Here is a 10,283-nt window from a genome sequence, read left to right as displayed (position 1 = left end):
CATCCCACCGAAAAGCTAATGCGCGGGGGGTTTGGGGGCGGCGCCACGCCCCCAACGGGGGGTTTGGGGGGTAGAACCCCCCAAAAGCTTGGATTGAGTGATAAAATCGGAAGTAATGCCAGATTTTATCAGAGAGTTTTCGCGTAAAAATCCCAACTTGCTAGATTTACAAAAATGAGATGCACCCGAAGTCAGGAGTTAGCGAGATGTGTAATTAATTTTACTTAGGTACTTAACTAAGATTTCTACTACAAAAATCTGCCTAAATCGAATTCCGTTGTGGCAGTAATTTCTCGAAAACGTTCCTGACTGATAATTAACAATAATCTTTCAGTATAATCCACCGCACCGCGCAATTCTCGTTCTAATCTTGCTAAACCAGCGTTGGCATATTCCTCGAAAATTGTCACTCGCAAAGCTTCCGAATCTACCCCGTGGGGAGAAAGAATTTTCGTGTCTTGGAATTCATTGACTGCCAATAATTTGATTAGGGTATCGTAGCCACGAGAAATAAAAATTTCTAGGTTAATAGGTGAGGGTTCCTTCGCTACATTTTCTATCGCCACCCTCTCCTGATATTTTACCCCTAAAGCCGCCGCAAAAGCGATGACATCAGCATAGGTTTGAAAGGGGCCAATTCCCTGATTAAAATTAACTAAGGACTGGACAAATTCCCCTTTATCTCTAGCAATACGCACTCGATGAATGGACATATTTATCAAGTAAAAAGTAAAAAAGGTTACAAAATTCAGGAGATAGAAATCATGAGTATTTATGAACTAATTAATCTATCCCCTATCCGCTATAACTGCTTTAAGGATAAGTTTTAATTAGTCCTTTAGCTTGGTAAACATGAAATTGTTCGATGGCGACACCACCGCGCTTGATCGGAATGACAGCTACTTTAGTTATATCTTGGAAATAGGGACGGTAGCGATCGATTATTTCCGGTCTTTCTAGAGAACTATTTGTAGTAATTAATAAACCATTTTTACCGATCCATTCTTGAGGATTAAACCAAATTTGATAACCCCTTTGATCGTTGTTAAAACAGGTGACGGGAATAGGAACTAGGGGATAAAGAGCCATATCTAGCCATGCGGTCACATAAAAATTATGGGTAAAAACGAAGCTAGAATCTTTTAAGAGTGCTAATAATTCCGGAGAATTAGCAAAGCCTTGGCGCAGTTGATCGATATCGACAATTTCCCGAGAAGGGTCTTGTTCTGGGGCAATAATTCCCCCAAAAATTGCGTATTGACTAGGTTTTTGGAAAGTGCCAAAAGTAACGTGAAGCATTGCTATAGATAAAACAGTAACGATAAAAATTCCTGACCCCCATAACCATCTTTTTACCCAGATTCGAGAAGATTGCTGCCAAGTATTGGCCTTTTCTCCTAATAAAATTGTGCTGGACCAGAACCCGGGTAAAATCCAACTAGGGGCGAGATAATGGGAAGCGCCCACATAAAGCATTCCCAGGATTAAAGGCAGAGAAACCGAGAGAATTAACCATTTTTTTACTGATTCTTCTTCTCGATGAAAAAATCTTTTTTTCGAGATAAAATTAGGCACTTGTTCGGCAAAGCTTTTAAATGTCACCCACCACATCGGCAGACCGAAAGGAGGAAACATCGTGGCGATACTAATGCCAACAACCGAGAGAATACCAAGAATATTAAAGGTTTTCGGTTCTCCAGAAAAACGGTCTTCTAAATGAAAGCGAAAGGAAATCCAATCATGGTTAATATTCCAGTAAATAATCGGCAATAAAGTTATCAAAAAGAGAATAAATCCTAATCCCAACCAAGGGGATCTAAATACAGGCCAATAGCGGGGAGTGGTCAGACAAAATAAAACTAAACCAAAGCCCAAAATAAAGCCGTGATATTTACTTAAAACCGCCAATCCTACGGCAAGTCCAATATAAGCGAGACGATAGCTAGGATGATAGTTTTTTTCCCGAATTGGCCAGAATTCTTGGGCAGCTAAATAGACTGTTAATGACCAAAAAAAGATTAAAGGACTATCTGGCTGCGAAAGAATCCCGAAGACGATCCCATAGATGGGGATCAGAGTGGCGATCGCTAAAGTCATTCTGGCGACCGGCAGACTGAACAATTTTAAAGCCGTCAGATATAGCAAACAGAGGCTGCCAGTATAGAGCAGGAGAGTACCGAAGCGAATGGTAAATTGATTGACTAATCCCGTGATCCAAGTCCCAAAACCCGTGGAAATCGCTACTATTGGCGGATGATCGAAATAACTCCAATCTAGATTATGGCTGTAAACGTAATAATAGGCTTCATCGTAACCGGGATAAAGCCCCAAGGCGATGATTATTCTAAACAGGAGTCCACCGATGAGCAGATAAACGGCCATGCGATCGCTAAGTATTTTCGTCAAAATTCTTACCTCATTTCATCGCTAAAACTGATGTTAGAGACGGGAGATTTTTGAGGTTGCCAGATTCGAGATTTGTGCATCTATGGCAAGGTTAGATTTAAGTGTGATCTTTAGTTACTATATCACCAACTCTGTCATCTCTTGGCCCTTGGCTATCAGCAAACTCTCCCGATTCGTTGCTGATTGGCGATCTGAAAGTAAGATTAAGGGAACGGGTAACGGTAAACTTAGATAACGAAGGCAGGAGGCGGTCGGCAGAGGGCAGGAGGCCGTTTTTGTAACGGGGATTTATGCCCCGATCCAAAAACTTTTCGCCTTAAAATGCGAGGTTTTCGACCCAATTTTTTCGATAAAAGTGATGTTAAGTAAGTGTTTATAATTAAATATAACAATTTAGCCATTGACGAGAACCAGATCGCTCCAGATCAGCGAAAATTTATCCCTGAAATTCCGTCAAAACCCCATAGATAGCCCAGATAGCCATGGCGCGTAAATAATGACAGGCGCGGAAAGTTCCCACCGATGTAATCGCTTCTGGAGTGCGAAATTGTAAGCCATTTTCATAGACTTGTTTCACCACCGCTTCTGTAATTTGCCATCCTTGCTTTTCCATTCCCATTTGCATCAAAAAAGCCACCAACCCAAAATTAATTCCTACCCAAACTTCCAAGGGATGAGTTGCCTGGGGATTTTCGGGAGTACCATCGGGTTTTAACCCATTTGCCGCCCCAAATTTTCCCCCATGAAACTTGAGAAAACAAGCCTGATAAATCTTACTTAAAGCTGATTGCGTGTATTGATTTTCTACCACATCCGGTAAAGCCAATAAACGGGCATAAAATTGACCACATAATTGATCAGTCATCACCACATCAGAACCACTACCACTATCTAAATTATAATATTCTCCATTCCAGAGAGTCTGATGATAAATAGTGCGAGATTGCTGTAACCAACTGGCAAAAATTGCTGTATCTTCTCCAAGAATTGCCCCAATTTTAATCGTTGCTTCTAGCGCCGCTATCCACAAACCACCGCAATAGGCACTAATTCCCTGTAAACGCCAATCATCAAAAGTTTGGTCTGGCGCGCCAGAATTTTCGGGAATCCCATCGTTATCAAGGTCAAAAGTTTTTAAATATTGCAAAGTCAGGACAATTGACGGCCAACATTCCCGCAGAAAATCCTCATCTTTAGCCCCCGTTAATAAATAATCCCGATAGACTAATAAAACAAAATCACTGCCTAAGTCTTTCCAGAGATTACAATCTTGATAACTGGTGTAATTACTTTTTTGCCAAGGGTGTTCATTGGGCGCACCTAAATCGTGGGGAGTGGCATTTTTAGCCTTACGAATGGCACTAGCTTGATTATAACCGATAATCCGAGGAGTATCGTCACTGCTGGGAATTGCCCTGGCAAAAGCTTCCATGACGGCCTTTTCTAAGCGCGGCCATAACATCAGTAACCCAAAGGAACCATAGAGACGCACATCAAGACTTTCATACCAACGATAATCTATACATTCTAAGACCCCAAATTGACCGATGGGATCCTGTTCCGTGGCTGCCGTCCAGAGAGTGCCGCCGTCCGTTAACAGATATAATTCGTTAAATAAAGCCATTTTAAACCAAGCAGCCAGATCGGTGCGTTCTAGGATCGGTTTTTGCCAGTTAATAATATTTTCTCGCCATGTATCGCCGTGTTTTAAAGCCGTGCGTACCATCGCCCAAGCATTTTGACCATTGCGACCGAAAAAGTCCGTATAACGACGATAATAGTTAATTCCTTGGGCAAATTCGGTGACGGGTAAATCCCAAGCTAAAATAAAAGGAATTTTGCGAGTTTTCCCCGGACGAATGGTAAAACGAATCGCCATGGCCGTGGCCGTTTGTTCCCCTTTTTCGGCGGGGGTTTCGTCCTCAATATCCGGTAAAGAGCCATTCATGGCGAAATAGTCCCAAACTTCGCCTCCATCGCCGGCAGGGTTCCATTTACCCAGATAAAATACCTCTAGACTCGGATTAGTGATACTAGCAATCGCCATCTGTCCATCCCCTTCCCCGGGGTTTTCGTAATCTCGACCCATTAGACAGCCAACGCGGAAATTATCGACAATCCATTGATTATAATTACCCTCACTTTCCCCCCATTTTGATTGATATTCATAGACGGGACTACCATCATCTCTCACTTTAACCACTGGGGATTTAATCGCGTTAGTAAACCAACCGATTGTATTTTGCCAAGTCAGCATAATACTAATAGTAATCGGTTTATCGGTGGGATTATGAACCGTCCATTCAAATAGGGCAATAGGATAACTACTTTCTTGATAATTATGCGCCCAAACCGGTGAGAATTGTTCGCAAATTAATTGAGTCTGAAAAACATCTTTGTACTCGTACCAACTGCGGGGATAAAGGGCAGAATATGTTCCCTTTTCGGCAGGATACCACGACCAGCGCGATAAAGTTCCATCCGTCGGGCTTTCCGTCGCCATAGCGTAGGCTTGGGCGCTTCCGTCTTCTGTTTGTTCAAAAATGCTAAATTGACAGGCCGCAAGGCTATTAAAACTGTGTTCACCGCCGTCCAGATGCCAGAGGTTAAAGTCACCTTTGGGGGAACGTCCGATACAACCGGCCCCAAATCCCCCCAGAGGCATCCCATGCCAAGGACCATCATCTAAATTGCTGGCGTAGCGGACGCTGTAGGGTTTTTCCCAACCTTTGCCCAGAGGACGTTTCCAAGCGGCGGCGGGAATTTCTGGAAGGGAGACGAGATTAAGCATAGATGTGGTTAAGTGGGGTGTGGGGTGTGTGTGGGGTGTAGGGTGTGGGGAGAATAAATAAATAAAAATAAACTCCTGACTCGGAGAATACGGACTCCACCAAGAAACTTTTTTAGTAAACCCTAATTATTCGCTAAAGAGATAATTGCTGCGATCGCTAACCGTCCAATCTTGATTTTCTCCCCCGATAATTAAACGTTTAATATCGACAAAATCCTTACTTAATTGGGTCAAGGCATTGATTAAAATATCTAAAGCAATAAGATCGCTAGTACCAAGGTCAAACCAACAACGTCCCCAAGTACCTAAGTATTCAAAATCGGTCATATTGTGCATCGGTGACATAAAGGCATTTTCGGCTATATCTGGATCGTATTCCATATAACTAATATCGACTCCCACCTCCTGTACCTGTAGGTTTTCGGCATTGAAAGCCCCTAATTTACCCAAATAAAACCAAGAGGCAAAAACTTCTTCTACATACTGCTGTTCCATATTCGAGGGAACCGTCGAAAATTCCAGCCAAAACCAGACATCAAAAGGATTAAATTCGCGAAATTGTACTTCCATATTTTTTAGAGGAGACAGGAGTAGGGAGTAGTCACTGATTACTGATTACTGATAACTTCCCCACTGATAACTGATTACTGATTACTATGCTGTAATTTCCAGAGAAAACTAGCGAGGAGATTGGTGATAATATGAGCGAGGATCGGGATTAATAAATTACCGGTGATGATGACGGTATAACCGAGGGCAAAACCGACAACAGTTGCCCAGATAACATAGGGCCATTGTTGGGAACCGCTAAAATGGAGGATACCAAAAATCAGACTAGAAACGGTTAAACCAAAGATATTTAAACCTAAAGCTGGCAAAATCACCCCGCGAAATAATAATTCTTCACTTAACCCCGGCAGTAATCCAATCCAAATTAAATCGGGCCAAGCTAAAGGTTTAATGACTAATTCTAAGTAAGAGTTAGCACTATGGCGATAACTAGACCAAAAACGATAGAGAAGCCCACTAATTCCACTAATTGCCCCCGCTAAGGCTAATCCGAACAGGAAATCCGGGAGAGTCCAGCGAATGGCGGGAATAGCGATCGCACCGAAATATTGCCAAACTTTGGCGACTACCAGCAAGATAATCGCCGTTACCGCCATAATGGTGAGGACTTGTGTGCGTGTCAGGGGATCAAATTCGGAATTAGGGGAATTAGTCACGGATTCTCGGATAAACAGCGTAAAGAGTGTAAATTAGGGCGAAGAGATGCGAGGCTAACCCCTGCCCGTTGACAAACGATCGCACCGATCGCCTCCATATACGAGTGTACCCTAATTGCTTTCACCCCTAGGGGTTCCGGGGCCACCTTCATTCTTGTACTATTTTCCTGCACGGCAATCAGTACAGTTTTTTCTTGACAAAAACTCAATACTGTGCTGGAGCCGCAGGCACTGGCGGGAACGATCAGCGCGTCCACCTCCCGGCCCCAAATAGCATCGGGACTGGGCTGCTTGACCAATTGGGGGGCGCGACTTAAACCCACCAAAACGCAGGGTAAAAAAGTATAACCGATTTCTTCGGCCGCGGCCTTGGGGGAAAGTTGCGGATCGAGGGGCAGCGGACTTAAAGCGGGAGCGTGGGCTGCCGGTATTTGGAATTGTCGCACCACCAGATGGGAAATTACCGCTTCGGCCCCGGCAAGGGGATCCACCCCCTGACCATGGCGATAATTAGCCAGGGCAATGCTATCGGGATCGTCGGGAAAACGGGCAACAATGGCGATCGCTTCCGCCCGGCCTTGCTTAATCAGTTTTTCTGCTCCCCGCAGCAAGCTGTCGGGATTGCCAATTGTTCCCCAACTGGCCCCAGAGGCTGCCTCTCGCAACTGCACATTCAGGGGGGCATCGGTGATAACGTAATCGGTCAGATCTAAGCCTAGGGTGGCCCGGACAGCATCGGCAGCCTGAAGGTGTCTTTGCAAGAGGTCAAATTCAATGGCGCGATCGAATAGTAACCCGATGCGATTTTGATGGACGGGACTTAATCCCCAATCCCCCCGGGCAAAACGATCTAAAGCGTAACCCTCCACATAATAGGTGTTGTCCAGAGGCCAGTACAGTTGTGCGCCGTTGAGGACATTGGGATGGGTAATTAGGCGATCGCAAACTTGGGCGATCGCTTTGGCCACGGGAATGCCATCCCCAGCATAACCGCCAATCGCTGCCCCGATGCCGGTGGGAATAATTAGTACGGCGGTATAGGGACGGGAATTCACGAGGCAGTGGTGACAATCGCTTCGACTTTGACTTGATTATTCTCGCTATCCACTTCTGTGATTGCCCAACGCAAGGGTTCACCCCGTTTGGCTAATTCTTTTTCGATTTCTTGCTGCAGTTGTTGCGGGGTTTCCTGTAGGTCGATTTCGGCACTAATAAAGTGAGTGGTCATGGGGATTGTCTGGGATAGTTATCCCCTCAGTTTATCAAGATTTTGCCCTCTTGCGCTGGCTTATCGGCTCTCTGGGTCAGGAACCACAATGAGACTGAGACTAAGGACAAAAAGATCGATCGCCGCCATATAAGTTAAACTGATCACACAAAGAATAGGAGAGCCAGATCCGTTCTCGTACTATGATTAATAGTAGGCTTTCCCCTAGAGATTATGATCGCAGTTCCCAACTACATCAGTCCCCAAGAATATCTCGCTATCGAGCGCCAGAGCCAGATCCGCCATGAATACCGACGTGGTTTGGTTTATGCGATGGCCGGCGGTACGGATAATCACGAGCGCATCGCCTTCAATTTTCTCAAAGTCATTGACGAACATTTCGGCGACTCTACAGACTGTAGGTTTCACTCGGGTAATGTCAAGGTTAACTATCAAGATCAGTTTTATTACTATCCCGATGCTTTTGTTACCTGCGATCCGCGCGATCGCCAAGATCGTTATCTGAAACGCTATCCGAAACTAATTGCGGAAGTGCTTTCCCCCAGTACGGCCGCTTTTGACAAGGGCGAAAAATTCCAAGATTATCAACAGATAGAAACTTTAGAAGAATATGTATTAATTTCCCAAGAAATCCAGCGCGTGGAATGCCGTCGCCGTAATTCTCTGGGGATATGGGAAACGACTATTTACGAGACAGGCGATCGGGTGATCCTGCAAAGTATTAACCTAGAGTTAGCCATCGCCGATCTCTACCGCGGAATAGATTAAAGTGTTAACTACTCTCAAGGGAGTTGAGAGCTTGCTGCTTCCATGGGAATGGATAGACAGCATTTAGTTTACTTGTACTAACTAGCTCGGCAATTTTCCAGCCATTGTTCTAAATCCTGTAGTGACTGAAAATCTAACAAAGCTTCTCCCAAGTTTTCTAACTGTTCTAGGTCAAGACTGCGGATATTGGGCAATAATTCGGGAGAAATGTCCCCTACACGCCGATTTAATTGACGTAAAACTAGGTTAGCTTCTCCTTCTTGTCGTCCCTCTTGTAAACCCTCGGACCAGATTTCTTGATAGATAACTGATTCTTTCATGATGTCTTTCCTCAATAATCGTTGGATGATGTCTTTCTCTAATACTAACCCGGCTAGAATTGCGGTAGATGCGGCCAGATTACTTTGTTCTCGACTATCGCTGATTTGCTCGATTTCTTGGGCAATTTGCCGCAGTAAGTTTTCTTGTTTCTCAGCTTGAGCGAGTATGGCAAAGGGAAACAGTCCGGGGGCCTTTAATAGGGGTTCCGAGGGTTGTTCCCAAAGTCTAATCACTTCAAATTGATGAGAGGTTTTCCCTTGTTTATAATCATTCTGTCGGACTGTGGGGGAGCCACTTTTCCTTAGATAAATAACCACTTGATGGATAGGTTTACGGGGATAGCGTCGATAGAGTCTGGTGGCATAATCTAGCATTCTATAGGGAATATCTTCTTTAGGGTCGGTTTGGAACTCGATATGTAAGATTAATTCTTCCGACTCTAAAAAGATTAAAGTATCGGCTCTAATTGGCTCTAGGGATAATTCCGAGGGTTTAATTTCTGTTAATTCTAAGGGTTTACCCAGTAACCAAGTGGCCAAGTCTCTCGAATATTCAAGGGCGATAAATTTACAGGTAGAATCATACATTTTCAATTCAATTCTAGGTTAAGGCTGACCTATATTTTAACAAAATTATCACCCTATTCCCCCTCAATCCCCCCTCAATCCCTCCTCAATCCCCCCTTATCAAGGGGGGTAGGGGGGATCGAACCCAAAATCTATCTTCAATTTAATTATAACCAGCTACTTAATACCTAGCTACTTAAACAAAGGATTTTTATTCGGGGAAGGGTATATCTAAACTCATTTGTTGTCCTTGGGTTTCCCTTTGTTTTTCGGCAGCTTTCAGGACTTCAAAGGTGAGGATAACATCGAGACGTTTTTTCTGTTCAAGGATTTCTTGTACCGTCACAATCTCAATTTTATCCACACTTTGACTCATATAACGACCGCGATAAATTCCCGCAGATTTGGCTGTTTGAACCATATCTTTGCTGGGGGGTTTCAAGGTGATAAATATACCCAGGGCTGCCCCTTGTAGCGTCATAGTTCCCTGTAGATCTCTGATGTCTCCTGATTTGACATTACCGGATTTTACTTGAAAAATAATTTTCTCCCGGTTGTCTTTATCTCCCTGAAAATAGGCAATAGCATCGATTCCTTTATCTGCCCCTTTTTTGTCATTAATCACGGCCCGGTTATTACTATAGGTTAAAACCGCCCATTTCTCAAATTCTTTGCGGGTACGATCATCCGGTTTAGTGGCTAATGCTTTGGCTGATTCTAGATCTTTGGGAATACCATTCAGTTCAATTTTATCTAAAACATTTTTACCAAAGGAGTCCTCTAATCGCTTTAACATTAAGCTAATACTCTGATAGGTTATATCAATTCCAATCCAGTTTCTCTCTAATCTCTCTGCTACAGCGATCGTCGTTCCACACCCACAATAGGCATCTAAAATTACATCTCCTTTATTGCTACTTGCTTTGATTATTCTTTCTAACAATGCCTCCGGTTTTTGCGTGGGATAACCCAGACGT

At 43.8% G+C, this 10,283-nt stretch carries 10 protein-coding genes; 1 reads left to right on the top strand and 9 read right to left on the bottom strand.

What is annotated here, in order from left to right:
- Window positions 1-248: 248 nt before the first annotated feature.
- The 7 genes from PX636_RS14495 to PX636_RS14465 all read right to left on the bottom strand — a co-directional run bounded on the left by PX636_RS14495 (window position 249) and on the right by PX636_RS14465 (window position 7,651).
- Window positions 249-713, bottom strand: coding sequence for a DNA phosphorothioation-associated protein 4 (locus PX636_RS14495; RefSeq protein WP_002760679.1), 465 nt, complete (start codon window positions 711-713; stop codon window positions 249-251).
- 100 nt (window positions 714-813) lie between these two features.
- Window positions 814-2,406 (bottom strand): ArnT family glycosyltransferase, encoded by a 1,593-nt coding sequence (locus PX636_RS14490; RefSeq protein ID WP_004163178.1) that lies wholly within the window; start codon window positions 2,404-2,406, stop codon window positions 814-816.
- Between the two features lie 436 nt (window positions 2,407-2,842).
- Window positions 2,843-5,197, bottom strand: coding sequence for a GH116 family glycosyl hydrolase (locus PX636_RS14485; protein ID WP_288117659.1), 2,355 nt, complete (start codon window positions 5,195-5,197; stop codon window positions 2,843-2,845).
- Window positions 5,198-5,323: 126 nt separating this feature from the next.
- Window positions 5,324-5,767, bottom strand: a complete 444-nt coding sequence (locus PX636_RS14480; protein ID WP_004163181.1) for a DUF3531 family protein — start codon at window positions 5,765-5,767, stop codon at window positions 5,324-5,326.
- Between the two features lie 74 nt (window positions 5,768-5,841).
- Entirely contained in the window at window positions 5,842-6,423 is a 582-nt protein-coding gene (locus PX636_RS14475; protein ID WP_002732964.1) for a CPBP family intramembrane glutamic endopeptidase, read from the bottom strand.
- Window positions 6,420-7,478 (bottom strand): DUF3326 domain-containing protein, encoded by a 1,059-nt coding sequence (locus PX636_RS14470; protein ID WP_288117658.1) that lies wholly within the window; start codon window positions 7,476-7,478, stop codon window positions 6,420-6,422. The genes PX636_RS14475 and PX636_RS14470 overlap by 4 nt, the downstream gene beginning before the upstream one ends.
- Entirely contained in the window at window positions 7,475-7,651 is a 177-nt protein-coding gene (locus tag PX636_RS14465; RefSeq protein WP_002762817.1) for a DUF8621 family protein, read from the bottom strand. The genes PX636_RS14470 and PX636_RS14465 overlap by 4 nt, the downstream gene beginning before the upstream one ends.
- Before the next feature lie 213 nt (window positions 7,652-7,864).
- On the opposite strand from PX636_RS14465, the gene PX636_RS14460 reads away from it, so the two are divergent.
- Window positions 7,865-8,419: a Uma2 family endonuclease gene (locus PX636_RS14460; RefSeq protein ID WP_004163185.1), complete on the top strand. Its 555-nt coding sequence runs from the start codon at window positions 7,865-7,867 to the stop codon at window positions 8,417-8,419.
- A 77-nt stretch (window positions 8,420-8,496) separates the two neighbouring features.
- Here PX636_RS14460 and PX636_RS14455 read toward each other — a convergent pair whose 3' ends face one another.
- Both PX636_RS14455 and PX636_RS14450 read right to left on the bottom strand, forming a co-directional pair.
- Window positions 8,497-9,327 carry a DUF4351 domain-containing protein gene (locus PX636_RS14455; protein WP_004163186.1) on the bottom strand — a complete coding sequence of 277 codons (831 nt, stop codon included), beginning with the start codon at window positions 9,325-9,327 and terminating at the stop codon, window positions 8,497-8,499.
- A 190-nt stretch (window positions 9,328-9,517) separates the two neighbouring features.
- The coding region (locus tag PX636_RS14450; RefSeq protein ID WP_288117657.1) for a DNA methyltransferase at window positions 9,518-10,283 on the bottom strand (766 nt) is incomplete at its 5' end.

Source organism: Microcystis sp. M53598_WE2 (assembly GCF_030067735.1).
GTDB classification, from domain to species: Bacteria; Cyanobacteriota; Cyanobacteriia; order Cyanobacteriales; family Microcystaceae; genus Microcystis; species Microcystis aeruginosa.
Note: the sequence above shows the minus strand (reverse complement) of the source record. Positions and strands in the feature narration are given on the sequence as shown.